The 24,618-nt window shown below is 59.2% G+C and carries 22 protein-coding genes; 14 read left to right on the plus strand and 8 right to left on the minus strand.

Annotated elements, in window-relative coordinates; translation table 11 throughout:
• Positions 1 to 233: 233 nt before the first annotated feature.
• From cvpA to hisP, 7 genes are all read left to right on the plus strand, one after another.
• Entirely contained in the window at positions 234 to 719 is a 486-nt protein-coding gene (cvpA, locus tag ERD80_RS00635) for a colicin V production protein (protein WP_021509181.1), read from the plus strand.
• A gap of 33 nt (positions 720 to 752) precedes the next feature.
• Complete coding sequence (gene purF / locus ERD80_RS00640; protein ID WP_021509182.1) at positions 753 to 2,270, plus strand: amidophosphoribosyltransferase; 1,518 nt, start codon at positions 753 to 755, stop codon at positions 2,268 to 2,270.
• A gap of 113 nt (positions 2,271 to 2,383) precedes the next feature.
• On the plus strand, positions 2,384 to 2,953 hold the full coding sequence (locus ERD80_RS00645) for a UbiX family flavin prenyltransferase (protein ID WP_058769895.1): 570 nt from the start codon (positions 2,384 to 2,386) through the stop codon (positions 2,951 to 2,953).
• 274 nt (positions 2,954 to 3,227) lie between these two features.
• Entirely contained in the window at positions 3,228 to 4,010 is a 783-nt protein-coding gene (gene argT, locus ERD80_RS00650; RefSeq protein ID WP_031280032.1) for a lysine/arginine/ornithine ABC transporter substrate-binding protein ArgT, read from the plus strand.
• Positions 4,011 to 4,203: 193 nt separating this feature from the next.
• On the plus strand, positions 4,204 to 4,890 hold the full coding sequence (locus tag ERD80_RS00655; RefSeq protein ID WP_058785603.1) for a histidine ABC transporter permease HisQ: 687 nt from the start codon (positions 4,204 to 4,206) through the stop codon (positions 4,888 to 4,890).
• Entirely contained in the window at positions 4,887 to 5,603 is a 717-nt protein-coding gene (locus tag ERD80_RS00660; protein ID WP_021509186.1) for an ABC transporter permease, read from the plus strand. Before ERD80_RS00655 ends, ERD80_RS00660 begins: the two co-directional genes overlap by 4 nt.
• An 8-nt stretch (positions 5,604 to 5,611) precedes the next feature.
• The gene (gene hisP, locus ERD80_RS00665) at positions 5,612 to 6,385 is read left to right on the plus strand and encodes a histidine ABC transporter ATP-binding protein HisP (protein WP_058769896.1); all 774 of its coding nucleotides are present in this window, start codon (positions 5,612 to 5,614) and stop codon (positions 6,383 to 6,385) included.
• 102 nt (positions 6,386 to 6,487) lie between these two features.
• On the opposite strand, the gene ERD80_RS00670 is transcribed toward hisP, so the two are convergent.
• Entirely contained in the window at positions 6,488 to 7,435 is a 948-nt protein-coding gene (locus tag ERD80_RS00670) for a sugar-binding transcriptional regulator (RefSeq protein ID WP_031280034.1), read from the minus strand.
• A 196-nt stretch (positions 7,436 to 7,631) separates the two neighbouring features.
• On the opposite strand from ERD80_RS00670, the gene dalD reads away from it, so the two are divergent.
• From dalD to ERD80_RS00685, 3 genes are read left to right on the plus strand one after another with little or no spacing between them, the layout of a single operon-like run.
• Positions 7,632 to 9,014 carry a D-arabinitol 4-dehydrogenase gene (dalD, locus tag ERD80_RS00675; protein ID WP_136545523.1) on the plus strand — a complete coding sequence of 461 codons (1,383 nt, stop codon included), beginning with the start codon at positions 7,632 to 7,634 and terminating at the stop codon, positions 9,012 to 9,014.
• A 12-nt stretch (positions 9,015 to 9,026) separates the two neighbouring features.
• The gene (gene xylB, locus ERD80_RS00680) at positions 9,027 to 10,496 is read left to right on the plus strand and encodes a xylulokinase (protein WP_021509190.1); all 1,470 of its coding nucleotides are present in this window, start codon (positions 9,027 to 9,029) and stop codon (positions 10,494 to 10,496) included.
• A gap of 29 nt (positions 10,497 to 10,525) precedes the next feature.
• On the plus strand, positions 10,526 to 11,806 hold the full coding sequence (locus ERD80_RS00685; RefSeq protein WP_021509191.1) for an MFS transporter: 1,281 nt from the start codon (positions 10,526 to 10,528) through the stop codon (positions 11,804 to 11,806).
• Between the two features lie 49 nt (positions 11,807 to 11,855).
• Here ERD80_RS00685 and ERD80_RS00690 read toward each other — a convergent pair whose 3' ends face one another.
• From ERD80_RS00690 to ERD80_RS00700, 3 genes are read right to left on the minus strand one after another with little or no spacing between them, the layout of a single operon-like run.
• Positions 11,856 to 13,070, minus strand: coding sequence for a cytochrome c (locus ERD80_RS00690; RefSeq protein WP_059009119.1), 1,215 nt, complete (start codon positions 13,068 to 13,070; stop codon positions 11,856 to 11,858).
• Positions 13,067 to 14,833: a GMC family oxidoreductase gene (locus tag ERD80_RS00695; protein ID WP_136545524.1), complete on the minus strand. Its 1,767-nt coding sequence runs from the start codon at positions 14,831 to 14,833 to the stop codon at positions 13,067 to 13,069. The genes ERD80_RS00690 and ERD80_RS00695 overlap by 4 nt, the downstream gene beginning before the upstream one ends.
• Positions 14,834 to 15,580, minus strand: coding sequence for a gluconate 2-dehydrogenase subunit 3 family protein (locus ERD80_RS00700; RefSeq protein ID WP_136545525.1), 747 nt, complete (start codon positions 15,578 to 15,580; stop codon positions 14,834 to 14,836).
• 281 nt (positions 15,581 to 15,861) lie between these two features.
• Here ERD80_RS00700 and ERD80_RS00705 point away from each other — a divergent pair, with 281 nt between their 5' ends.
• Positions 15,862 to 16,626, plus strand: coding sequence for an SDR family oxidoreductase (locus ERD80_RS00705; protein ID WP_136545526.1), 765 nt, complete (start codon positions 15,862 to 15,864; stop codon positions 16,624 to 16,626).
• Positions 16,627 to 16,682: 56 nt separating this feature from the next.
• On the opposite strand, the gene ERD80_RS00710 is transcribed toward ERD80_RS00705, so the two are convergent.
• The gene (locus tag ERD80_RS00710; RefSeq protein WP_136545527.1) at positions 16,683 to 17,552 is read right to left on the minus strand and encodes an MBL fold metallo-hydrolase; all 870 of its coding nucleotides are present in this window, start codon (positions 17,550 to 17,552) and stop codon (positions 16,683 to 16,685) included.
• A gap of 171 nt (positions 17,553 to 17,723) precedes the next feature.
• Here ERD80_RS00710 and ERD80_RS00715 point away from each other — a divergent pair, with 171 nt between their 5' ends.
• Positions 17,724 to 18,611 carry a LysR substrate-binding domain-containing protein gene (locus tag ERD80_RS00715; protein WP_136545528.1) on the plus strand — a complete coding sequence of 296 codons (888 nt, stop codon included), beginning with the start codon at positions 17,724 to 17,726 and terminating at the stop codon, positions 18,609 to 18,611.
• A 17-nt stretch (positions 18,612 to 18,628) separates the two neighbouring features.
• On the opposite strand, the gene ERD80_RS00720 is transcribed toward ERD80_RS00715, so the two are convergent.
• Positions 18,629 to 19,525: a TIGR01777 family oxidoreductase gene (locus ERD80_RS00720; protein WP_021509198.1), complete on the minus strand. Its 897-nt coding sequence runs from the start codon at positions 19,523 to 19,525 to the stop codon at positions 18,629 to 18,631.
• A gap of 204 nt (positions 19,526 to 19,729) precedes the next feature.
• Between ERD80_RS00720 and yfcF the strand changes: the two genes are divergently transcribed.
• Positions 19,730 to 20,371 carry a glutathione transferase gene (gene yfcF, locus ERD80_RS00725; protein WP_021509199.1) on the plus strand — a complete coding sequence of 214 codons (642 nt, stop codon included), beginning with the start codon at positions 19,730 to 19,732 and terminating at the stop codon, positions 20,369 to 20,371.
• 105 nt (positions 20,372 to 20,476) lie between these two features.
• A complete protein-coding gene (gene yfcD / locus ERD80_RS00730) occupies positions 20,477 to 21,022 on the plus strand; it encodes an NUDIX hydrolase YfcD (protein ID WP_021509200.1) in 546 nt (181 codons plus the stop codon).
• 45 nt (positions 21,023 to 21,067) lie between these two features.
• Here yfcD and ERD80_RS00735 read toward each other — a convergent pair whose 3' ends face one another.
• Positions 21,068 to 22,327: a 4-aminobutyrate--2-oxoglutarate transaminase gene (locus tag ERD80_RS00735; RefSeq protein ID WP_136545529.1), complete on the minus strand. Its 1,260-nt coding sequence runs from the start codon at positions 22,325 to 22,327 to the stop codon at positions 21,068 to 21,070.
• Positions 22,328 to 22,473: 146 nt separating this feature from the next.
• On the minus strand, positions 22,474 to 24,618 hold the full coding sequence (gene pta / locus ERD80_RS00740) for a phosphate acetyltransferase (protein ID WP_176428128.1): 2,145 nt from the start codon (positions 24,616 to 24,618) through the stop codon (positions 22,474 to 22,476).

Consider the following 24,618-nt stretch of genomic DNA (forward strand, 5'->3'; position numbering starts at 1 on the left):
CCGATAGCAGAAACAGGCGCGGCTTTTGGCGTGTTTTTTAGCGAAGCGTTACTGAAAATTTATGGAATATCAGCAGGTTAAATGGCTGGCATCAACAAGGGCGAGGAAAGTTTTTTTCATCGCCCTTTTTCTCGGGACAGAACCGGAAAACCCTACGCAAACGTTTTCTTTTTCTGTTAGAATGCGCCCCGAACTGGATGCAGGGGTGCAAATGCACTGTACTGGAAGCGTTCATGATCTGGATTGATTACGTCATTATTGCGGTAGTTGGTTTTTCGGCTCTGGTCAGCCTGATTCGCGGGTTTGTCCGGGAAGCCTTATCTCTTGTTACCTGGGGATGCGCGTTTTTTGTCGCCAGTCATTACTACGCCTACCTTGCAGTCTGGTTTACAGGTTTTGACGACGAACTGGTTCGCAACGGCATCGCCATCGCGGTGTTATTCGTTGCCACCCTGATTGTGGGTGCCATCGTGAACTATGTGATCGGCTCGCTGGTTGAGAAAACCGGCTTGTCGGGAACCGACAGGGTGTTGGGGGTCTGTTTCGGGGCGTTGCGTGGCGTGCTGATTGTATCCGCCATTCTCTTCTTCCTTGATACATTCACCGGCTTTTCAAAAAGTCCGGACTGGCAACAGTCTCAACTCATTCCCCAGTTCAGTTACATCATCAGGTGGTTTTTCGATTACCTGAAAAGCACGTCGAGTTTTTTACCCCGGTAACACCGGGAGTGCGGCTAATGAGGAAATGACAACATGTGCGGTATTGTTGGTATCACCGGTTTTATGCCAGTAAACCAGTCGATCTATGACGCGTTAACGGTGCTGCAGCACCGCGGGCAGGATGCCGCCGGCATTTGTACCATCGATGCGCTGAACTGCTTCCGTCTGCGTAAGGCCAATGGCCTGGTCAGCGACGTATTTGAAGCGCGCCACATGCAGCGTTTGCAGGGAAATATGGGTATCGGCCACGTGCGTTATCCGACTGCCGGCAGCTCCAGCGCCTCTGAAGCGCAGCCCTTCTACGTGAACTCGCCGTACGGCATCACGCTGGCTCACAACGGTAACCTGACCAACGCCCATGAACTGCGCAAGCAGCTGTTCGAAGTCGGTCGCCGTCATGTGAATACCACCTCAGATTCCGAAATCCTGCTCAACATCTTTGCTCAGGAGCTGGATCGTTTTCAGCACTATCCGCTGGAAGCTGACAACATTTTTGCTGCCGTGGCGGCAGTGCATCAGCAGGTGCGCGGCGCTTACGCCGTGGTGGCGATGATTATCGGTCACGGCATGGTTGCGTTCCGCGATCCTAACGGTATCCGTCCGCTGGTACTGGGCAAGCGTGAGCTGGCCGATGGCCGCACCGAATACATGGTGGCTTCAGAGAGCGTGGCGCTGGATACGCTCGGCTTCGAATTTATTCGTGACGTTGCGCCAGGCGAAGCGGTGTACATCACCGAGCAGGGTCAGCTCTCGACGCGCCAGTGCGCAGAGAACCCGAAAAGCAATCCGTGCCTGTTCGAGTACGTTTATTTTGCGCGTCCGGACTCGTTCCTCGACAAGATCTCCGTCTACAGCGCACGCGTGCGCATGGGCACCAAGCTGGGCGAGAAAATTGCCCGCGAGTGGGAAGATCTCGATATTGACGTGGTGATCCCGATTCCGGAAACCTCGACCGATACCGCGCTGGAGATCGCCCGTATTCTTGATAAGCCGTACCGCCAGGGTTTTGTGAAAAACCGCTACGTGGGCCGTACCTTTATCATGCCGGGCCAGCAGCTGCGCCGCAGTGCGGTACGCCGTAAGCTCAACGCCAACCGTGCTGAGTTCCGCGATAAAAACGTGCTGCTGGTGGATGACTCGATTGTGCGCGGCACCACCTCTGAGCAGATTATCGAGATGGCGCGTGAAGCGGGCGCGAAGCGCGTCTATCTGGCGTCGGCGGCACCGGAAATTCGCTTCCCTAACGTCTACGGCATCGATATGCCGAGTGCTACCGAGCTGATTGCGCACGGCCGTGAAGTGGAAGAGATTCGTCAGCTGATTAAAGCCGATGCGCTGATTTTCCAGGATCTGCAGGATCTGATCGACGCGGTGCGTGAAGAGAACCCGGATATTGCCCAGTTCGAATGCTCGGTGTTCAACGGCATCTACGTCACCAAAGATGTTGACCTGCAGTATCTGGAATATCTGCAGTCGCTGCGTAACGACGATGCCAAAGCGATTGCGCGTCAGAACGAAGTGGAAAACCTGGAACTGCATAACGAAGGTTAAGGTCAGTCTCAGGCAGACGAAACAGGGCGGGCGCAATCCCGCCCTGTTTGTTTTTGTATTTATGGCGGCGGAGCGGCTATTATTGGCGCACTCTTTTGCAGCAAGGCTGAATTATGAAACGACTCATCATTGGTATTTCCGGCGCCAGCGGCGCGATCTACGGCGTGCGTATGCTGCAGGTGCTGCAACCGTTAGCCGAAGTGGAAACCCATCTGGTGATGAGCCCGGCGGCGCGGCAGACGCTGGCGCTGGAGACCGATTACAGCCTGCGTGACGTGCAGGCGCTGGCCGATGTGGTGCACGATGTGCGCGATATCGCCGCCAGCATCTCGTCCGGCTCGTTCAAAACGCTGGGTATGGCAATTCTGCCGTGTTCCATGAAAACCCTGTCCGGCATTGTGCACAGCTACAGCGACAGTCTGCTGACGCGCGCCGCCGACGTGGTGCTGAAAGAGCAGCGCCGGCTGGTGCTGTGCGTGCGGGAAACCCCGCTGCATCTCGGTCATCTGCGCATGATGACCACCGCTGCCGAACTCGGGGCGCTGATTATGCCGCCGGTGCCGGCGTTTTATCACCGCCCGCAGCGCATCGACGATTTGATTGATCAGACGGTCAACCGCGTGCTGGATCAGTTTGATATCGAGCTGCCGGAAGATCTGTTTACCCGCTGGCAGGGTGCATGATGGTGCAATAATGCACTGAATGCGTGCAAAAGCGCGGGGCCGATCACTGTTCGTGCATCTTGTGCACCAAAAGTTAACAATCTCACTTTTTCTTCCTCACACCGCTGTTATATTTCCCTCACAAACTAAGTGCTTGCGTCCCAGATGGACGCGGTATTTAGTGCGCCTGCGCACAGTTTCGCCGATTTGCACAACTGGCATGAAACCTGCAAAACATTCAGCGCAAACACATCACGCACCACATAACAATAAGCACTTCACTTGAGGGTTACCTATGAAAAAGCGAGTTCTGGCTCTTTCTCTGATGCTGGCTATGTCCGGCGCTGCGAGCGTGTTCGCGGCGGTACCGCAGTCGCTGCGCATCGGGACCGATCCAACTTACCCGCCGTTTGAGTCCAAGAACGCGCAGGGCCAGCTGGTTGGCTTTGATATCGACCTGGCCAACGAGATCTGTAAGCGTATCAAGACCAAATGTACTTATGTGGAAAGTGATTTCGATGCGCTGATCCCGTCGCTGAAAGCGAAGAAGATTGACGCCATCATCTCTTCACTCTCGATCACCGAGAAACGTCAGGAAGAGATCGCCTTCTCGGAAAAACTGTATGCAGCGAACGCGCGTTTAGTGGCGCCAAAGGGGTCTAAACTGCAGCCGACCATTGAGTCGCTGAAGGGCAAAAACATCGGCCTGCTGCAGGGCACCACGCAGGAAACCTACGCCAATGAATACTGGCGTCCAAAAGGGGTGACCGTCACGCCGTATGCCAACCAGGATCTGGTGTATCAGGACCTGAATGCTGGTCGTATTGATGCGGCGTTCCAGGATGAAGTGCAGGCGAGCGAAGGCTTCCTCAAGCAGCCGGTCGGGAAAAACTACGCGTTCGCCGGTCCGGCGGTGAAAGATGACAAAATCTTTGGCGTCGGCACCGGTATGGGCCTGCGTAAAGATGACGCTGATTTGAAAGCTGCCATCGACAAAGCCTTTAACGACATGCGCAAAGACGGTACCTACGACAAGATTGCGAAGAAGTACTTTGATTTCAACGTTTACGGCGATTAAGACTCCTGTTCCTGAACGGATGTATTGAGTCACGCTAACGTGGGTCATAACTATTCACTCCGGGCGCTTACTTATGTAAACTCCCGGAGTTCATACGCTTGCCACCATCCTTCCGTGATTCACATCCTGGTCAGGACTGTCCGTGTGTTGTTGGACAGCGTTTGTTTATTTCCCTCACGACAGGATCGAACCCATGTTGTATGGCTATTCTGAAGTAATTCTCAAAGGCACGCTGGTGACCCTTGAGCTGGCGCTCAGCTCGGTGGTACTGGCCGTGGTGCTGGGCCTGATAGGGGCCGGCGCCAAACTCTCCCGCAATCGCCCGCTGGCGATGATTTTTGAAGGCTACACCACGCTAATCCGTGGCGTGCCCGACCTGGTGCTGATGCTGCTGATCTTTTACGGTCTGCAGATTGCCCTCAACGCCGTAACCGATGCGCTCGGCATGGCACAGTTTGATATCGACCCGATGGTGGCCGGTATTATTACGCTCGGCTTCATCTACGGTGCTTACTTCACTGAAACCTTCCGTGGCGCGTTTCTCGCGGTGCCGAAAGGGCAGATTGAAGCCGCCACCGCCTTCGGCTTTACCGGCGCGCAAACTTTCCGTCGCATTCTGTTCCCGGCGATGATGCGCTTTGCGCTGCCCGGCATCGGCAACAACTGGCAGGTGATCCTCAAAGCCACCGCGCTGGTGTCGCTGCTCGGCCTTGAAGATGTGGTAAAAGCCACGCAGCTGGCCGGCAAAAGTACCTGGCAACCGTTCTACTTCGCGATTGTTGCCGGGGTGATTTATCTGGTGTTTACCACGCTGTCCAACGGCGTGCTGTGGTGGCTTGAACGTCGCTACTCGGTAGGGGTGAAAAGGGCAGAGTTATGATCGAGATTATTCAGGAGTACTGGAAACAACTGCTCTGGACCGACGGTTACCGTTTTACCGGCGTGGCCATCACGCTGTGGCTGCTGATTCTGTCCGTAGTGATTGGCGGCAGCCTTGCGGTGCTGCTGGCCATCGCGCGCGTGTCGCCCAATCGCTATATCTCCACGCCGGTGTGGCTGTTTACCTATGTGTTTCGCGGCACGCCGCTGTATGTGCAGCTGCTGGTGTTCTATTCCGGCATGTATACGCTGGAGGTGGTGAAAGGCTCCGAGCTGCTGAACGCCTTCTTCCGCAGTGGCCTGAACTGTACGCTGCTGGCATTTACCCTGAACACCTGTGCTTATACCACCGAGATTTTTGCCGGTGCCATTCGCGCCGTACCGCACGGTGAAATCGAAGCCGCGCGCGCCTATGGTTTCTCGCCGTTTAAACTTTACCGCTGCATCATTCTGCCGTCGGCGCTGCGCACCGCGCTGCCCGCTTACAGCAATGAAGTGATTCTGATGCTGCACTCCACCGCGCTGGCGTTCACCGCCACCGTGCCGGATTTGCTAAAAATCGCGCGCGATATCAACTCGGCGACCTATCAGCCGTTCACCGCGTTCGGCATCGCTGCGGTGCTGTACCTGATTATCTCTTACGTGCTGATTAGCCTGTTCCGCCTTGCGGAGCGCCGCTTCCTCGCGCATGTGAAACCCTCTTCGTCGCACTGAGTATGACTATGGCTGAAAATAAATTAAGCGTTACCGAACTGCATAAGCGTTACGGTGAACATGAAGTTCTGAAGGGCGTGTCGCTGCAGGCCAACGCCGGCGATGTGATCAGCATTATTGGCTCGTCCGGTTCCGGGAAAAGTACCTTTTTACGCTGCATCAACTTCCTCGAAAAGCCGAGTGAAGGCACCATCGCGGTTAACAACGAGGCGATAAACCTGGTGCGCGACACCGATGGCCAGCTGAAAGTGGCCAACAAGGAGCAGCTGCGTTCGCTGCGTACCCGGCTGACCATGGTGTTCCAGCACTTTAACCTGTGGAGCCACATGACGGTGCTGGATAACGTCACTGAAGCACCGATTCAGGTGCTGGGGCTGAGCAAAGCCGAAGCGCGCGAGCGGGCAATTAAATATCTCGATAAAGTCGGTATTGATGCGCGCGCGCGTGCCAAATACCCGGTGCATCTGTCAGGCGGCCAGCAGCAGCGTGTCTCGATTGCCCGCGCGCTGGCGATGGAGCCGGAAGTGTTGCTGTTTGACGAACCGACCTCAGCGCTCGATCCGGAGCTGGTAGGCGAAGTGCTGCGCATCATGCAGAAGCTGGCCGAAGAGGGCAAAACCATGGTGGTAGTGACGCACGAGATGGAGTTCGCCCGTCACGTATCCAACCACGTGATTTTCCTGCATCAGGGCAAAATCGAAGAGCAGGGCGCGCCAGACGAACTGTTCGGCAACCCGAAAAGCCCGCGCCTGCAGCAGTTTTTAAAGGGATCGTTGAAATAGGTTTCTGAACCGTTGCGGCGCAATGTATTGCGCGTTTCCCGGCGATGCGGCGGACCAATCCGCGCGATACATCGCGCCGTGACGAATCACAGAAATTTTTAATTAATCATGCAGCAGTTTCAGCGCGGTGTCTTCATCCGTCACCAGCCCGGAGATCCAGCCGCCGTGCAGCGCGGCGTGAATCGCTGCGTATTTGCGCGCGCTGCCGGCAAAGCCGATGATATTGCGCTGCGTCTGGCTCTCCAGCAGCACGCTGGTCAGCAGCTCATCGGTTTCGCCGTACACCCGCTCTCCCTGCTGATTGAAAAAATGCCCCAGCATCTCACCCACCACGCCGCGCGCGTTGAGCGCTTCTACCTGCGCATCGGTGATAAAGCCTTCGGCATTGAGCGGGCAGCCCGGCATCACTTCGCCAATGCCGACAAACGCCACGTTCGCCTGCAGCGCACGCTGGGTGACGCGCTGATAGACCTGATGCTGCACCCACATCGTCTTATCCTGCGGCGTGTCAGCATACAGCGGCGCCGGAATGAAGAAATATTTGCCCTGCATCTTCTCCGCCATTTTCAGCGGTACGTCGTAGCGGGTACCGGAATCGTCACGCGCAATCGCGCCGATCATCGACACACACTGATGCTGTGGCCGTTCAACCCACGGCAGCGCATCAATCATTGAGCGCAGCGTTTTGCCGGAACCGATGCCAAACACCTGCGGCGTCTCTTCGTTGATAAACTGCGCCATCACCGCCGCGCCTTCCACCGCCAGCATTTGCTGAATCGCCTCATCATCCAGCCCGGCTGACGGCACCACGCGGCACAGCGTCAAACCAAACTTTTGTTCGATCTCGCGCGCCAGATGCAGGCAGTGCGTAACCGGATGGTCGATCTTCACGCTGACCATGCCCATTTCACGCGCGCTGGAGACCAGCCGCTGCGCCACCTGCCGCGATAAGCCCAGCGCGCGCGCAATCTCCTGCTGCGTGACGCCCGCCACGTAATACATCCACGCTGCCCGCGCTGCCAGCTCCTGCTTCTTCTCTTCTCTGCTCATCGCCTTGTTCCGTCAAACTCCGATGCGCCAGTTTATCGCGTCTTGCCCCTGAAGCGTTAACTGAGCAAAAGCCCTAAAAAAGAGCAAAAGTATTAAATGTGATGGATCTCGCAGAACGATCGCCCCGGCGGCGACTATGCTACGCCTCATCGGGCAAATGCCCTCCATTGTGGCAAATGTTTATTTCGAGGCAACTATGACGACGAAATCAGTGTGGATGCATATCGGCGCAGGCTCTTTTCACCGCGCGCATCAGGCGTGGTATCTGCACCAGCTGCGCCAGCAGGGCGATGACAGCTGGAGCATCGCGCTCGGCAACATCCGCGGCGATGCGGTAGCGCTGCTCAACCAGCTGCAGACGCAAAACGGCGAGTACGTACTGGAAACTGTAACGCCGGAGGGCGAGCGCGCGTATGAAACCATTACTTCGCTGCGCACCATTCTGCCGTGGGACGCAGAGATCAGCGCGCTGGTGGCGCAGGGCGCCAGCGCTGAGACAAAAGTGATCGGTTTTACCGTGACCGAAGCGGGTTATTACCTGACGCCGGCGCATGAACTCGATCTCAGCCAGGCGGATATTCAGGCCGATCTCCATGGTGAGGCGCGCACTATTTACGGCGCGCTGACCCGCATTCTGCGCCAGCGCGTGGCCAGCGGCGGTGCGCCGGTCACGCTGCTCAACTGCGACAACCTGCGTCACAACGGCGAACGTTTCCGTCACGGCATGCTGGCGTTTCTCGCCGCGCAGGGCGACAGTGCGCTGGCCAGCTGGGTGCGCGATAACACCACTTCGCCAAACACCATGGTGGATCGCATCACGCCGCGCCCCACGCCGGATGTCGCCGAACGCGTCAAAGCGGCCACCGGCAAAGACGATGGCGCGGCGGTGATGGCGGAATCGTTTATCCAGTGGGTGATTGAGGATGATTTTATCGCCGGACGCCCGGCGCTGGAAAAGGTGGGCGTGGAGCTGGTGGCGTCGGTGCTACCGTGGGAAGAGGCGAAAATCCGCATTCTCAATGCCACGCACGCAGCGATTGCCTGGGCCGGCACGCTCACCGGCCATGACTACATTGATGACAGCACGCGTCAGCCCGCGATCTATCAGCTGGCGTACGACTACATCACGCAGGACGTGATCCCGTCACTGTCGCCCAGCCCGCTCGATCTGGCGGATTACCGCGATGTGGTGCTGGCGCGCTTTAGCAATCCCTACATCAAAGACACCAACCAGCGCGTTGGTGCCGATGGACTGTCGAAGATTCCCGGCATGGTGACGCCGACGCTGCGCGAATGCTATCAGCGCGGCGCAGAACCGACCGCTACCGCCGTGCTGCCTGCGCTGTTCTACCTGTTCCTGCAACGCTGGGCCAGTAACCAGCTGCCGTATGCCTATCAGGATGGCGTGCTCAATGCTGATGCGCTGCGTCAGCAGCTGGCCGGTGAGGATGCACTGCAGCGGTTCCTCAGCGACCGCGCGCTGTTTGCCGAACTGGCCGATGACCGCGCTTTTCATGCGCTGGTGACGCGCAGCGTAGACGCCATAGAGCAGCAACTGCTGCAGCCGGCGACGGTGTAAGGAGCGCACAGCATGTATCTCGGCATTGATATTGGCACCTCTGAACTCAAAGCGCTGATCGTTAACCCGCAGGGCGAGATTGTGGCGTCGAATCACGCCACGCTCAGCGTGCAGCGCCCGCATCCGCACTGGGCGGAGCAGGATCCCGAGCGCTGGTGGCAGGCGTGTGGTCAGGCGATCGCCGGGCTGCGCCAGCAGGCACCGGACGCGTGGGCCGCGATTCGCGCCATCGGCCTCTCCGGTCAGATGCATGGCGCCGTGCTGCTGGATGCCGCCGGTGAGGTGCTGCGGCCGTGCATATTGTGGAACGACACACGCAGCGCGGCGCAGTGTGATGCGCTGCGCCAGCACCATCCGCAAATGATGGAAATCGCCGCCAACCTGATTATGCCTGGCTTCACCGCGCCGAAACTGCACTGGGTGGCGGAACATGAGCCCGAAATCTTCCGCCGCATCGACAAGGTGCTGCTGCCGAAGGACTACCTGCGCTGGCGTCTGACCGGGCGCTTTGTCAGCGAGCCGTCGGACGCCGCCGGTACGCTGTGGCTCGACGTGGCGCAGCGCGACTGGTCTGACGCACTGCTGGCGATTAGCGGGTTGACGCGCGCACAGATGCCCGAACTGGTTGAGGGCAGCGCGGTCAGCGCCACGCTGCGCGCCGATCTGGCCAGCGAATGGGGCTTAGCCGCCACGGTGAGCGTGGCCGGCGGCGGCGGTGATAATGCCGCGTCGGCGGTGGGCGTCGGTGCGGTTAATGCGGGCGATGCCTTTATCTCGCTCGGCACGTCGGGCGTGATTTTTGTGGTTAACGATCGGCTGCGCGCCGATCCGCAATCCGGCGTGCACGCTTTCTGCCATGCGCTGCCGGGACGCTGGCACCAGATGAGCGTGATGCTCAGCGCCGCCAGCTGTCTGCGCTGGTTGTGCAATCTGCTGTCGGTCACCGAAAGCCAGCTGATGGACGAGATGGCACAGCTCAGCGCGGAACAGCTGCGTCAGGCGCCGCTGTTTCTGCCGTATCTCTCCGGTGAACGCACACCGCATAACGATCCGCAGGCGACCGGGGCATTTTTCCATCTGCGCCACGAAACGCCGCGCGCGCTGCTCGGCTATGCGGTAATTGAGGGCGTGGCGTTTGGCCTGGCGGATGGTCTGGCGGTGCTGGGCGATACGCAGCAGCAGATTCAGCAGTGCAGCCTGACCGGCGGCGGCGCGCGCAGCACGCTGTGGGCGCAGCTGATTGCCGACGTGTTGCAGCTGCCGATAGTGACCCATCCGGCCAGCGCCTCCGGCGCGCTGGGTGCGGCGCGACTGGCGTGGCTGGCCGACGGCGGCAGCGAAGCCGACGTGTGCCTGAAGCCGCCGGTGCAGGCGCGCTATCAGCCCGATGCGGCGCGCGGGGCCGTGCTGCAGCAGCGGCTGCGCCTGTTCCGTGAACTCTATGTACAACAACAGCAGGCACGCGCGTTGCTGCCTGCCTGATCGGATTAGCGAACGGAAGGAAGATTGTCATGCAATCGAACGCATACTGGTTTGGCTTACCGAAAAAGATGTTCTGGGGCTTTCTGGCGATCGCCATTTTCATGGCCGGCGACGGCTTCGAAATGGCGTTTCTCTCGCGCCACATCACTGACATGGGCTTTTCGCCGGCCCAGTCGGCGGTGGTGTTTACGTTTTATGGTCTGGCCGCCGCGCTGGCGGCGTGGGCCTCAGGCGTGGTGGCGGAGCTGATTACGCCGCAGCGCGCCATGATGATTGGCTTTGTGCTGTGGATCGTCATGCATGCGCTGTTTATGTCGCTGGGGCTTGGGCTGCGTAACTATCCGCTGATGGTGCTGTTTTACGGCATTCGCGGCCTGGCCTATCCGCTGTTTATCTACTCGTTCATGATGATGCTGGTGCAGGTGCTGCCGCGTGACAAGCTGGCCGCCGCCACCGGCTGGTTCTGGGCGATGTACTCCGTGGGGATTGGCGTGGTGGGTAGCTACCTGCCGAGCCTGACCATCCCGATGCTGGGCGAAACCGGCACCTTATGGCTGGCGATTGTCTGGGTGGCGTGCGGCGGCGTGCTGGCCTACTTCAGCCTGCGCAACGTGCCGGTGGACCGTTCACGCGTTAATCTGCCGCTGCGCGATAAGATGACGGAGATGTCGCGTGCCGTAACCATTCTGTTCACCAACCAGCATGTGTTTTATGCCTGCCTGATCCGCATCATCAATACGCTGTCGCTGTTCGGTTTTGCCATCATCATGCCGCTGCTGTTTGTCGATCGGCTCGGCTTTACCATCTCCGAATGGCTGCAGATTTGGGCGGTGTTCTTCTTCGTCACCATTTTTACCAATATTTTCTGGGGCATTACCGGTGAGAAGCTGGGCTGGATCCGTCAGGTGCGCTGGTTCGGCTGTCTCGGTATGGCGATCTCCAGCCTGGCGTTTTACTACCTGCCGCTGTATGCCGGGCATAACTTCTGGGTGGCGCTGATTCCGGCGATCATGCTGGGGATCTTTGTCGCTGCCTTTGTGCCGATGACCGCGGTGTTCCCGACGCTGGAACCGCATCATAAGGGCGCAGCGGTATCGATTTACAATCTGTCGGCCGGGCTGAGTAACTTTGTTGCCCCGGCAATTGCTTCACTGCTGCTGCCGTTCTTCGATATCGTCGGGGTGGTGTGGGCCTATACCGCGCTCTACCTGTTCGCCGGCGTGCTGACCTTTATTATCCGTGTGCCGCAGCCGGGACACACGCGGGAAGCGTCAGCAGTGAAGTCGTCGGTGGTGCAGCAACGTAGCTAAAGCTGAGCCTGTCGCACCGGCAGCCGCCGCTGCCGGTGCTGACACGGCGCTATTCCAGCTTCTGTTTCACTTTCTTCACGTCGTCAGCGCTGACCGGTGCGGCGGCATTTCCCCAGCTGTTGCGGATGTAGCTCACCACCGCCGCGATCTCCTCATCACCCAGCGTGCCGGCAAAGGCCGGCATTGCCGGTGCTGTGGGGCGGGCATCGGTATCGACACCGCGACTGCCGGCGGCGACCACCCGAATCAGCGAGGTGGCATCCTCCTGATTGAGCAACGGATTGTCCGCCAGCTGCGGGAAGATATTCTTCTCACCGCGGCCGCCCGGGCTGTGGCAGGCTGAACACTTCGCCGCATAGATTTGCGCGCCCAGCTTCATGCGCTCGTCCGTCGCGGCAAGCGCGGCGGGCGCTTGCTCATCACGCGATTCCCCGCTTTTCAGGTACACCGCCACCGCCTGCAGATCTTCATCGCGCCAGTGCTGCGTGGAGTGACGCACCGCGTCGGCCATTGGACCGGAAGCGATATCGAAACGGTTAACGCCGGTACGCAGGTAGCTGACGATATCCTGCTGGCTCCATTTGCCCAGCCCGCTGTGCGGGTTCGCGGTGATGTCCGGCGCCATCCAGCCTTCAACCACTTCGCCACGCAGGAACGCGCCGTTTTTATCGCCGCCGAGCAGATTTTTCGGCGTGTGGCAGGTGCCGCAGTGGCCCGCGCCCTGCACCAGATACGCACCGCGATTCCACTGGGCGGATTGACGGGCGTCCGGCTGGAACGCGCCCTGGTCAAAGTTGATCCAGTTCCACACCATCAGGCTGGTGCGGATGTTGAAAGGGAAGGGCAGCTGATTGGTCTCGACCGGGTTGTGTATCGGCTGCAGCGTCTGCATCCATGCCCACAAATCCTGCAGATCCTTATCCGACATTTTGGTGTACGCGGTGAACGGCATCGCGCCGTACAGCCGCTTGCCGCCGTGGCCGATACCCTCGGTCATGGCGCGGCGGAAATCTTCATAGCGCCAGTTGCCGATGCCGGTTTCGCGGTCCGGCGTGATGTTAGCGCCGACCAGTGTACCAAACGGCGTCTGCAACCTGACGCCCCCGGCAAACGGCTGCTGCGGATCGGCGGTGTGGCAGGCGGTGCAGTCCGCCAGCGTGGCGATATAGCTGCCGCGCGCGTACTGATCGTATTCCGGCTGGGCGTGAGACACAAAGCTGGTGAGCAGCAGCGCGGCAGCGCACAGAGAGAGGCGTGTTTTCATGCGGTAATCATCTCCCCGGGACGTTGCAGATAGTAGTGACGAATCGCATGCGCCGCTTTGAATGCCAGCGCGCCGACGGTGCCGGTCGGGTTATAGCCCGGGTTTTGCGGAAAGGCTGACGCGCCCACCACGAACAAGTTCGGTACATCCCACACCTGCAGATGTTTATTGACCGAGCTGGTTGAGGGATCGCTGCCCATGATAAAGCCGCCAACCACGTGCGACGACTGATACGGCACGCTGCTCCAGTGGCCGGTCATCGGTTTGACAATCATCTCGCGCGGGTTCATCGATTTAGCGATTTCCGCCACTTTACCCGTGCAGTACTGCGCCATTTTCAGATCGTTCGCCGCAAAGTCGAAGGTGATGCGCAGTAATGGTCGGCCGTGCGGATCTTTGTAGTTGGGATCGAGCGACAGATAGTTAGTGCGCGTGGTATAGCTGCTGGCCTCGCAGCCAATCGACATGGTGCTGAGATAGTTGTCTTTCAGTGCGCGCTTCCACTTTGAGCCCCATTTGGGCGTGTTGGGCGGCAGCGGCCGGTAGCCAATCGGCGCCGAGCCAATGGGCGTCACGCGGATGCTGCCACCGCCGAAGAAGCCCAGACCGCTGTGGTCGAAATTATCGTTATTGAATTCATCAATGCCCATGCCCACCGCGCCGGCACCGATAAACGGGTTAAAGTTTTTGTTGTCAAAAAACAGCGTGACGCCGTTGGCGGTCTGATAGGCGTAATTGCGGCCGGTGGTGCCTTTGTTGGTGACCGGATCATACGCCTGGCCAATGCCGGAGAGCAGCATCAGGCGCACGTTTTCAAAGGTAAAGGCGGCGACGATTACCAGATCGGCCGGCTGTTCCCACTTATCGCCGGAGGAGTCGATGTAGGTGACGCCGGTGGCCTGTTTGCCGCTGGCATCGGTCAGCACTTCCAGCACTTCGCAGTTGGTGTACGCGGTAAAGTTCTCTTTGCGCATCAGCGCCGGCAGCACGGTGGTGATGGCGCTGGCTTTCGAGTAGTTGGCACAGCCGTAGTTGGTGCAGAAGCCGCAGAAGGTGCAGGGACCCATGGTGACGCCATAGGGATTGGTGTACGCCTCGGAGACCAGCGAGGAGGGCACCGGAAACGGCTGGTAGCCGAGATTTTTTGCTGCTTCGGCAAACAGCGTCGGACCATAGGGCTGGCGCAGCGGCGGCGTCGGATAGTCGGCCGAACGGGCACCTTCGAACGGATTGCCGCCCGTGCGTTTCTGTCCCTGAATATTGCCGGCGTAACCGGAGGTGCCGGCCACGCGCTCAAATTGCATGTAGTGCGGCTCCATCTCTTCCCAGCTGGTGCCCCAGTCCTGCAGCACCAGCTCATCCGGAATGGCGCTGGCGCCGTAGCGTTCGGTCAGATGACTTTTCAGGCGAAACTCTTCCGGCTGAAAGCGAAAGGTAATGCCAGCCCAGTGGTTGCCCGCGCCGCCGGTGCCGTTGCCCGGATGGAACGAGCCCCAGGTGCGCATCGGCAGGGCGGTTTGCGACGGATTGTTGCGCATGGTGCAGGTGTTCTGCCGCGTACGCAGCATCAGCTCTTCGCGCATCACGTAGCGCAGCTCGTCGGTGACGGTGCCAATATTGAAGTCGCGCGCGGTGTCGCGCCATGGGCCGCGCTCAATGCCGATCACTTCCAGGCCTTCGTCGGCCAGTTCATTGGCGATAATCGATCCGGCCCAGCCGAGACCAATCACCACCACATCGGTTTTCGGTAATTTCTTCATCATCTATCTCCGTGCTTTCCATTGCGCAATGCTGATCGGCTCTAAGCCCAGATTTTCGTTGTGGCGCTCAACGTATTCGCGATAGTCATAGCGCGCGCCGGGAAAGCCCAGCATCTTCCACGACACCATGTCTTTGTTGCCGCCGTAGATCGGATCGGCAAAGAAACCTTCCATGGTGTTGTTCAGCACCTCAAGAAACAGCGACTGCGCATCAAAGCCGCTGAAATGCACCTTTCCGGCTTCCATGTCTGCCAGCAGCGCGTCCTGCTGCGCTGGCGTCAGATCGACAAAGTTCTTTTGCGAGGTTTGCTGCACGTAGCGGTTTAGCGCCGCCAGCCCCTGGCGATAGCGCTGTTGCGGCACCAGCGGCGACTGGTCGCCCTGCTCGGTGGTGCCCTGCTGAAACGGGCCCTGCATGTAGAGGCGTTCGAAGGTGCCATAAAAGCCGTGCAGCTGGCGGTCGATAAAGACAGCGCAGCCGGCTTCTTTGCCGCCCACGCTCAGCTCATCCGCCGGGATAATGCGGTCAACCATGGCTTCGACGGTGCGCGCTTCTTCATCGGTGAAGAACAGCCAGCCCTGAGCCTGGAACTGTTCCGGTGGGTTATCGGCGAAGGGTGTCCAGCCGGGAGCGCCCTTGAGGGAGACGGCATCGGCGGCGCGGGTGACGCCAGCGGCAACGCCCAGCGTCGACCAGGTCAGGACCTGGCGTCGTGTGACACCGGGCAGGGTTTTGGCTCGTTTTTTCATTATCGCTTCCAGACAGAGTAACAAGATAAGGCGTAACCGGCCGGCGTGCGCGGCGGCACAGCGGTCCGGAATCTTCAGTTTTTGTAAATTTTTATGGCGAATGTTAACTGTAGACGGGCTGGGGGGTGGCGACCAATAACCGCACAAAAAAGTGCACTATTTGATAATCCGCCGGTTATTTCCTGAACTAAGCGCCACGTTAAATCTGCAGGCTTCGCTTGAACTCAGCGCGATGGCTGCCAGGCTTAACCGTTTCAACTACGAAATAACCAGGAGGAAATATGTCGCGCTTTGCAGATAAAGTGGTGGTGATTACCGGAGCCGGATCCGGCATTGGTGCCGCAGCGGCGCAGCGTTTCGCCAGTGAAGGCGCACAGGTGGTGCTGGTGGGCAGAACCCGCGACAAGCTGGAACAGGTGCTGAGCACGCTGAGCGGCGAAAATCATCTGGTGGCACCCTGCGACGTCGGCGATGCGGATCAGGTTAAACAACTGGCAGAGCAGGTGCAGCAGCAGTATGGGCGCGTGGATGTGCTGGTGAATAACGCCGGCAGCATCGTGCAGGGCAAAATTCATGAAGTGTCGATAGCGGACTGGAAGTCGCTGATGAGTACTGACCTCGACGGTGTATTTTACTGCACCCACTTCTTTATGCCCTCGCTGCTCAACAGTAAAGGCAACGTGGTGAATACCTCGTCGGTATCCGGACTGGGCGGCGACTGGGGCATGAGTGTCTACAACGCCGCCAAGGGCGCGGTGACCAATTTTACCCGCGCGCTGGCGATGGATTATGGCACCGACGGCGTGCGCGTTAACGCCGTTTGCCCGGGTTTTACCTTCACCGATCTCACCGAAGAGATGAAAAACGATGAGGCGCTGCTTGCACGCTTCTATGACCGTATTCCGCTGGGCCGCGCCGGTGAGCCGGAAGATATCGCCAGCGCGATTGCTTTCATCGCCAGCGACGACGCGCGTTATATCACAGGCGTTAACCTGCCGGTCGATGGCGGTCTGACGGCGTCGAACGGCCAGCCGAAACAGGCGTAAGAGATAACAGGCGGAGCATCAGGTGTAATGTCACCGTCAATCCGCCTGTTAGTCGGTCATGGCTCACCCGCTTCGCCATCGTGACACGCTGACACATAGCTGGCCGTATAACCGCCGTTCTCTAACGCCACGATTCTGGCAAAGCCAGACGCGCCAAAATGCATACCGGCAATCACCGTATTTTCCGCTGCCACCTGCTGCAAAATACGCCGGCGCGTCTCTCTGGCCATGACGGGATCGATATCGAAGGCAATGGAAACCTGCGGGCAGGCCAGCTGAACAGGCGGGTAATGCACAATATCACCCCAAATCAATAAACGCTCGCCGTCTGAATCAATGCGAAACCCGCAATGCCCCGGGGTATGACCGGGCAACGCCAGCGCACGGATTCCCGGGCTGATCTCCTCATCCGCCATCAGCTGCAGCCGCGGGCTATAAGCCTGCAGCGTGCGCCGCACCAGCGCCGCGTTTAACTGCGCGCGTTCACTCAGCTGGCTGATCGCCGCATCATCCTGCCAAAAGGCGGCTTCGCTGTGGCTGAGGCAGAGCCGGGCATGGCGAAAGACCGGCTGACCCGCGCTGTCCAGCAAGCCGCCAATATGATCGGGGTGCGCATGGGTTAATAACAGGGTATCGATGTCGTCCGGCGTCACCCCGGCCAGCTGCAGATGAGGCAGTAATTTGCCGCTCTGCGCATCGCGTTTTCCCATCCCGGTATCCACCAGAATCACGCGTCCCTGACCGCGAATCAGATAACAAAACACATGGATGTCGCCCGGCTGTGTTATGCCTGCCTGACGTTGCAGTTCGACCGCATCGTCGTGGTGAATATCCGTTAATAAACTCAGACTGGCTTGCATGGTGCCATCGCTGATGGCGCTGACCTGATATTTCCCTGTGGTGTATGAAAATATTGCCTGGCTCATAATGATCTCAGTGCGCTAATTTACTCGTTCACGTTAAACAAATAACGCGGCAATTTTCGCGGCGGATTAGCGCGATGATAATGCTGCGTCAGTGGCTGTTAGCGCGATAATGACGCTAACACCGTTAAGGTGACCAGTGTTATTTTTGACAGAGTTGAGACCCGGATTGTCATGGACATAAAAATTTTGCGCGCCTTTGCCACTGTCGCGGCGCTGGAGCATATTGGTCAGGCTGCGGAACGGTTACATATTTCGCCGTCACCGCTTAGCCGGCAAATTCAGCAGCTGGAAAGCGAACTGGGCATGGTGCTGTTTCACCGTGAAAAGAAACGTCTGCGCCTGACGGATGAGGGTAAGCGCTTTCTCACCGAGGTGACGCCCTTTTTGCAGCATCACGAACGGCTAAAAGAGTATGCGCAGCATCTGCAGCAGGGTGACGTCGGGCGGCTGGATATTGGATATGTGGAGGCGGCTATTCACTCGCGCCTGCTGCCCGCGGCGCTGGCGCGGCTGGCTCCGGGGGCGGGCATGGATGTCCGGCTGCATGCGTTACGTTCCGCACAGCAAATTGCCCGGTTAGAGGCGGGGGCGATCGATATTGCCATTGTGCATACGCTGCCGCACGACGACGCGGATTTTCTGCATAAGAAGATCGCGACCGAACCGGTGCTGCTGGCGATGCCGGCGTCCAGTGCGCTGACCGCACCCGTGGCGGCTGATTTGCACGGCCGGGCGTGGATTGCCGACCAGGAAAATCTCAACCCTGCCGCGCGGGCGCGATTGCTGGCAGCCTGCCAGCGCGCCGGCTTCCAGCCGGATATTCGTTTTGAAGTGAATGGTCCGCTGGCGGCGCTTGCCTGCGTTGAAGCCGGGCTGGGTTTCACCCTGATCCAGCACAGCCTGGCGAGCATCGTACCGGATAACGTTGTGCTGATGCCGCTACCCGATCTGGCGCTGGAGATTGTGCTGTATGCCGTCTGGCGCAGGCAGGATACCCGGCCGTTAACGGCGCGTTTCCTGCAGCAGCTTTGCCACACGCCCGCCGTGGCGCCGCGGTAAGCCTGAGCAGAGATGCGTCAGCCGGCGACATCCTGCAGCGCTTCCTGCAAATCGTACCAGCGGAAACCAAAGCCGGACTCCTCCAGCCGCTTCGGCAGCACGTGCTGCCCGCCCAGCACCAGCACGGCGGATTCTCCCATCATCAGTTTGATGGCGCTGGCCGGGGTGCGCATAAAGGCCGGACGATGCATCACCTGGCCCAGCGTGGCGGCGAACTGCTCGTTGCGCACCGCGTAAGGCGCCACCATGTTGAACGGGCCCTGCAACTGATCGTTATCGATCAACCACAGGATGGCGTTGACCAGGTCGTCCACGTGGATCCACGGCAGGTACTGTTTGCCGCTGCCAATCGGTCCGCCGACGCCAAGTTTGAACGGCAGCTTCATTTTGCTCAGCGCGCCACCTTCGCGCGCCAGCACCACGCCGGTGCGCAGCAGGCACACGCGGGTGCGCTCGCTTTGCGCCTTCAGCGCCAGCTGCTCCCAGCGGGCGCACAGGGTGTGAGTAAACTCCTCGTGGCCCGGATCGTCCTCGGTCACCACCACATCGCCGGTATCACCATAAAAGCCGGTGGCCGAGCCGGAAATCAACAGGCGCGGCGGATTGCTGCTGGCGTGGATCAGCGAGACGATCTGTTCAGTGATTTGCCAGCGGCTTTCGCACAGGCGCTGCTTCTGCTGCTCGGTCCAGCGCTTGTCGGCAATCGGTTCTCCCGCCAGATTGATGACGCCGTCAATAGCATTGAGATCGGACTGCTGGTTAATGCCCGACCACAGCATCACGCGCGCATCGAGTTTTTCCCGCGCGGCCGCCACGTCACGCGTTACCACATTCACCTGATGGCCGAGCTGCAGCAGGCGCGGAATTAAATGGCGACCTATCAAGCCGGTACCACCGGTAATAAGCAGGTGCATGTTTAGTCTCCCTGTCATTAATTATCTGCTCTGAATTGAGCATAGAAGAGAAGTGCCGCTGCGGCGTGACAGCGCTTACGCTTATGATGAAAAACCGCCAGTTTGCCGTGGTCCTGCGGCAAAACATCGGACCAGCGCGCCATTGCCTTAGCCGGCAAAAATCGGTAAACATGATGCACACCTGACGCTTAGCCGAGGCAGCTGATGAACTATCCCGCCATTACCTTGTGGTCCGATTCCTGTTTTTTTAGCCCGTATGCCATGTCAGTTTATGTTGCGCTTACCGAGAAGGGCATTCCCTTTACTGTCAGGCGCGTTGACCTGTCGCGCAATGCACAGCTTGACGACGAATACCGCGGCCTGTCGCTGACCTGCCGTGTGCCCACGCTGCAAATAGATGATGTCAGCCTGAATGAATCCTCGGCCATCGCCGAATACCTCGAAGAGCGTTTTCCGGCGCCGGAGTTTGAGCGCCTCTATCCGCGCGATCGCGAAAAACGTGCCCACGCGCGCGAAGTGCAGGCATGGCTGCGCAGCGATTTACTGGCGCTGCGCACGGAGCGACCTACCGAAGTGCTGTTTGCTGCTGAACGCTTTGCTCCGCTCACGCCCGCTGGCGAACAGGCCGCCAGTAAATTGATTGCCGCGGTGCAGCGCCTGCTGCCGGACGGCCAACAGAACCTGTTTGGCGAGTGGTCGATTGCCGACACCGACCTGGCGGTGATGATTAACCGGCTGGCGCTGCACGGCGATCCGCTGCCGGTGAAGCTGCAGCACTATGCAGAATTCCAGTGGCAGCGCGCCTCAGTGCAGCTGTGGCTGGCCGAGTCGGGTAAAGCACGCTAAAACCTTGCGGCGGCGAAAAGAACGCTTTACCTTAGCGCTCATTCTAATAAAGCATCGCAAACAGGCGCGTGCTGGGCACGCCGAAAACAGAGAAAGGGTTACCGGATGGTGGATCAAACGGCAGGTGACGGTATCGAGTGGGTGGATATCGTTAGCGAAGAAAACGAAGTGATTGCGCAGGCCAGCCGTGCGCAGATGCGTGCGCAATGTCTGCGCCATCGCGCTACCTATATTGTGGTGCACGACGGCATGGGCAAGATTCTGGTGCAACGCCGTACCGAGAGCAAAGATTTCATGCCGGGTATGCTGGATGCCACTGCGGGCGGCGTAGTGCAAAGCGGTGAAGACCTGCTGGAATCCGCCCGTCGTGAAGCGGAAGAGGAGCTCGGCATCGCCGATGTCCCGTTCGCCGAGCACGGCAAATTCTACTTCGAAGATCAGCACTGCCGCGTATGGGGTGGACTGTTCAGCTGCGTGTCGCACGGTCCGTTTGCCATGCAGGAAGAGGAAGTGGATGAAGTGTTCTGGATGACGCCGGAAGAGATCACCGCCCGCTGTGATGAATTCACCGATGATTCACTCAAAGCCCTGTCGTTGTGGCTGAGCCGCAACAGTGACGCGGTGCGCAGTAAGCAAAGCAGCGAAGCCTGATTCCTGCGCTTCCGCATTAAGGCACCCTAAGGGTGCCTTTTGTGTTTAATGCTGGCTGAGAATACGGGTGAGAATGTTCAGCGCCGTACTGAACTGGGCGTCCGGAATGGTTAGCGGATAAAGAAAGCGGATCACGTTGCTGTGCACGCCGCAGGTCAGCAGGATCAATCCTTCGGCCAGCGCCTGCTGCTGAATCGCTTTGGCGATCTCCGCCGAGGGCCGGCCGCTGGCGTCATGGAATTCCGCCGCCATCATCGAGCCATAACCGCGTACCTCGGCCAGCGCACGGCATCCGGCGCCGTTCAACGCTTCCGCCAGCTGCGTACCGAGCCATTGCGCACGCTCGCACAAGTTTTCCTCACTGATAATATCCAGCACCGCATGCGCGGCGGCAATTGCCGGCGGATGGCCAGCATAAGTGCCGCCCAGGCCGCCCGGCTCCGGTGCATCCATCACCGCGGCCCGGCCGCTTACCGCCGACAGCGGAAACCCGCCTGCCAGACTTTTCGCCAGCGTGATCAGATCCGGCTGCACCTCATAATATTCGCTGGCAAACAGCCTGCCGGTGCGCGCAAAACCGCTCTGTACTTCATCGGCGATCAGCAGGATGCCGTGGCGATCGCACAGCTGACGCAGCGCCGTCACAAACTCTGGCGGCGCGACATAGAATCCGCCTTCGCCCTGAACCGGTTCAAAGATGATGGCCGCCACCTGCTGTGGCGCGATATCGCTGCGGAAAATCGTCTCCAGACTGTCGAGCGCATCGTGCACGCTGACGTTATGCAGCGCATTGGGGTAGCGGGCGTGAAACACCGGGCTGGCAAACGGGCCGAAGCCGGTTTTGTAAGGCAGCACTTTGCCGGTCAGCGCCATGGTCATATTGGTGCGACCGTGGAACGCGCCGCTGAAGGCGATTATCGCCGGACGACCGGTGGCTGCGCGCGCGATTTTCACCGCGTTCTCGACCGCCTCGGCGCCGGTAGAGAAGAAGGTGGTTTTCACGGCGCCTTCAATCGGCACCAGCGCATTCAGACGCTCCGCAAGGTGAATGTAGTTCTCATACGGCACGATTTGAAACGCGGTATGAGTGAAGCACGTCAGCTGCTGCTGTACCGCCGCCAGCACTTTGGGATGCCGGTGGCCGGTATTGAGCACCGCAATGCCGGCGGCGAAATCAATATATTCGCGCCCCTGTTGGTCCCACAGCGTGGCGTTTTCGGCTTTCGCCGCAAAGAAATCACACATCACGCCCACGCCTCGCGGCGTGGCCTGTAACCGACGGCTGTGCACATCACTGTTGCTCATTGCTGACCTCGTAAGTCGCGGGAGAGTGTAATCAGTGTTAGCGCGCAGGCGGGATTTTGCCAGTGCGTTTATACGGGCAGGGTTGTGGCGCAGGATAAAAAAAAGCACGCCCGGGCGGGCGTGCTGATGCGGAGCGGGGAAGGGGATTAGCCTTCAGCCTGCTGCGACTGAATCGCCGTCAGCGCAATGGTGTAGACAATATCATCGACCAGCGCACCGCGTGACAGGTCGTTAACCGGTTTGCGCATGCCCTGCAGCATCGGCCCGATGGAGATCAGGTCGGCAGAACGCTGCACCGCTTTGTAAGTGGTGTTACCGGTGTTGAGATCCGGGAAGATAAATACCGTCGCACGTCCGGCCACCGCTGAGTTCGGTGCTTTAGACTTGGCGACGTCTTCCATGATCGCGGCGTCGTACTGCAGCGGGCCGTCGATCACCAGATCCGGGCGTTTTTCCTGCGCAATGCGCGTCGCTTCACGCACTTTCTCGACGTCGCTACCGGCACCGGAGTTACCGGTAGAGTAGGAGATCATCGCCACGCGTGGATCGATACCAAACGCTTTGGCGGAGTCAGCGGACTGAATCGCGATCTCGGCCAGCTGCTCCGGATTCGGATCCGGGTTGATGGCGCAGTCGCCGTATACCAGCACCTGCTCTGGCAGCAGCATGAAGAACACCGAGGAGACCAGCGAGCTGTTCGGCGCGGTTTTGATCAGCTGCAACGGCGGACGAATGGTGTTGGCGGTGGTGTGAACCGCGCCCGAGACCAGCCCGTCAACTTCGCCGCTTTCCAGCATCATGGTGCCCAGCACCACGTTATCTTCCAGCTGCTCCTGCGCCACCACTTCGGTCATGCCTTTGCTCTTACGCAGCTCAACCAGTCGCGGCACGTAGTTATCACGCACTACCTGCGGATCGACAATTTCAATGCCTTTGCCGAGCTCAACGCCCTGCGCTGCGGCTACGCGCTGAATCTCATCCGGATTGCCCAGCAGCACACAGGTGGCGATGCCGCGCTCGGCACAAATCGCCGCCGCTTTAACGGTACGCGGTTCGTCACCTTCCGGCAGGACGATGCGCTTGCCAGCTTTACGCGCCAGTTCGGTGAGCTGATAGCGGAATGCCGGCGGTGACAGACGACGGCTGCGTTCGGATGTGGCGGTCAGTGATTCAACCCAGTCAGCATTGATAAAGCCGGCCACATACTCCTGCACTTTTTCAATGCGCTGCGTGTCGTCAGCCGGCACTTCCAGGTTAAAGCTCTGCAGGCTGAGCGAGGTTTGCCAGGTGTTGGTTTTTACCATGAACACCGGCAGGCCGGTCTGGAAGGCGCGTTCGCACAGACGGGCAATCGGCGCTTCAATCTGATAGCCGCCGGTCAGCAGCACCGCACCAATTTCGATGCCGTTCATCGCCGCCAGACAGGCCGCCACCAGCACGTCAGGACGGTCGGCTGAGGTCACCAGTAGCGAGCCCGGACGGAAGTGCTCCAGCATATGCGGGATGCTGCGCGCGCAGAAGGTGACGGATTTGACGCGACGCGTGTGGATTTCACCTTCGTTGATGATCTCCGCGTTGAGATGGCGGCACATATCAATGGCGCGCGTCGCGATCAGATCAAAGCTCCACGGCACGCAGCCCAGCACCGGCAGCGGGCTGTTAGCGAACAGCTGCTTAGGATCGATGTTGGCGATGCTGGCTTTCGAGGAGTCGTCGAAAATTTCTGACAGATCCGGACGGGTGCGGCCCTGCTCATCCACCGGCGCGTTGAGTTTGTTGATGATGACGCCGGTGATGTTTTTGTTTTTGCTGCCGCCGAAGCTGCTCTGCGTCAGTTCGATGCGCTCTTTCAGCTGTGCCGGTGAGTCGTTACCCAGCGACATGACGAAGACGATCTCCGCGTTCAGCGTTTTGGCAATTTCATAGTTCAGCGCCGAGGCAAACTGATGTTTGCGCGTCGGAACCAGGCCTTCCACCAGCACCACTTCCGCATCTTTGGCGTTGGCGTGGTAGTTGGCGATGATCTCTTCCATCAGCACATCCTGCTGGTTAGAACCCAGCAGCGACTCAACGCGGGACATCGGCAGCGGAACCGCGGCCGGAATAGCGGAGTTTTTGCGAATGATGGTGGTGGTCTGGTCTGGCGCATCGCCGCCAGCGCGCGGCTGGGCGATCGGTTTGAACACGCTCAGGCGCACGCCTTTGCGCTCCATGGCACGAATCACGCCAAGGCTGACGCTGGTCAGGCCGACGCTGGTGCCGGTAGGAATAAGCATAATTGTACGTGACAC

Source organism: Pantoea sp. R102 (genome assembly GCF_004916815.1).
Taxonomy (GTDB): Bacteria; Pseudomonadota; Gammaproteobacteria; order Enterobacterales; family Enterobacteriaceae; genus Pantoea; species Pantoea dispersa.

Coding starts and splice junctions, on each gene's coding strand:
- cvpA (WP_021509181.1), top strand. CDS start 234: ATGATCTGGATTGATTACGTCATTATTGCGGTAGTTGGTTTTTCGGCT.
- purF (WP_021509182.1), top strand. CDS start 753: ATGTGCGGTATTGTTGGTATCACCGGTTTTATGCCAGTAAACCAGTCG.
- ERD80_RS00645 (WP_058769895.1), top strand. CDS start 2,384: ATGAAACGACTCATCATTGGTATTTCCGGCGCCAGCGGCGCGATCTAC.
- argT (WP_031280032.1), top strand. CDS start 3,228: ATGAAAAAGCGAGTTCTGGCTCTTTCTCTGATGCTGGCTATGTCCGGC.
- ERD80_RS00655 (WP_058785603.1), top strand. CDS start 4,204: ATGTTGTATGGCTATTCTGAAGTAATTCTCAAAGGCACGCTGGTGACC.
- ERD80_RS00660 (WP_021509186.1), top strand. CDS start 4,887: ATGATCGAGATTATTCAGGAGTACTGGAAACAACTGCTCTGGACCGAC.
- hisP (WP_058769896.1), top strand. CDS start 5,612: ATGGCTGAAAATAAATTAAGCGTTACCGAACTGCATAAGCGTTACGGT.
- ERD80_RS00670 (WP_031280034.1), bottom strand. CDS start 7,435: ATGAGCAGAGAAGAGAAGAAGCAGGAGCTGGCAGCGCGGGCAGCGTGG.
- dalD (WP_136545523.1), top strand. CDS start 7,632: ATGACGACGAAATCAGTGTGGATGCATATCGGCGCAGGCTCTTTTCAC.
- xylB (WP_021509190.1), top strand. CDS start 9,027: ATGTATCTCGGCATTGATATTGGCACCTCTGAACTCAAAGCGCTGATC.
- ERD80_RS00685 (WP_021509191.1), top strand. CDS start 10,526: ATGCAATCGAACGCATACTGGTTTGGCTTACCGAAAAAGATGTTCTGG.
- ERD80_RS00690 (WP_059009119.1), bottom strand. CDS start 13,070: ATGAAAACACGCCTCTCTCTGTGCGCTGCCGCGCTGCTGCTCACCAGC.
- ERD80_RS00695 (WP_136545524.1), bottom strand. CDS start 14,833: ATGATGAAGAAATTACCGAAAACCGATGTGGTGGTGATTGGTCTCGGC.
- ERD80_RS00700 (WP_136545525.1), bottom strand. CDS start 15,580: ATGAAAAAACGAGCCAAAACCCTGCCCGGTGTCACACGACGCCAGGTC.
- ERD80_RS00705 (WP_136545526.1), top strand. CDS start 15,862: ATGTCGCGCTTTGCAGATAAAGTGGTGGTGATTACCGGAGCCGGATCC.
- ERD80_RS00710 (WP_136545527.1), bottom strand. CDS start 17,552: ATGAGCCAGGCAATATTTTCATACACCACAGGGAAATATCAGGTCAGC.
- ERD80_RS00715 (WP_136545528.1), top strand. CDS start 17,724: ATGGACATAAAAATTTTGCGCGCCTTTGCCACTGTCGCGGCGCTGGAG.
- ERD80_RS00720 (WP_021509198.1), bottom strand. CDS start 19,525: ATGCACCTGCTTATTACCGGTGGTACCGGCTTGATAGGTCGCCATTTA.
- yfcF (WP_021509199.1), top strand. CDS start 19,730: ATGAACTATCCCGCCATTACCTTGTGGTCCGATTCCTGTTTTTTTAGC.
- yfcD (WP_021509200.1), top strand. CDS start 20,477: ATGGTGGATCAAACGGCAGGTGACGGTATCGAGTGGGTGGATATCGTT.
- ERD80_RS00735 (WP_136545529.1), bottom strand. CDS start 22,327: ATGAGCAACAGTGATGTGCACAGCCGTCGGTTACAGGCCACGCCGCGA.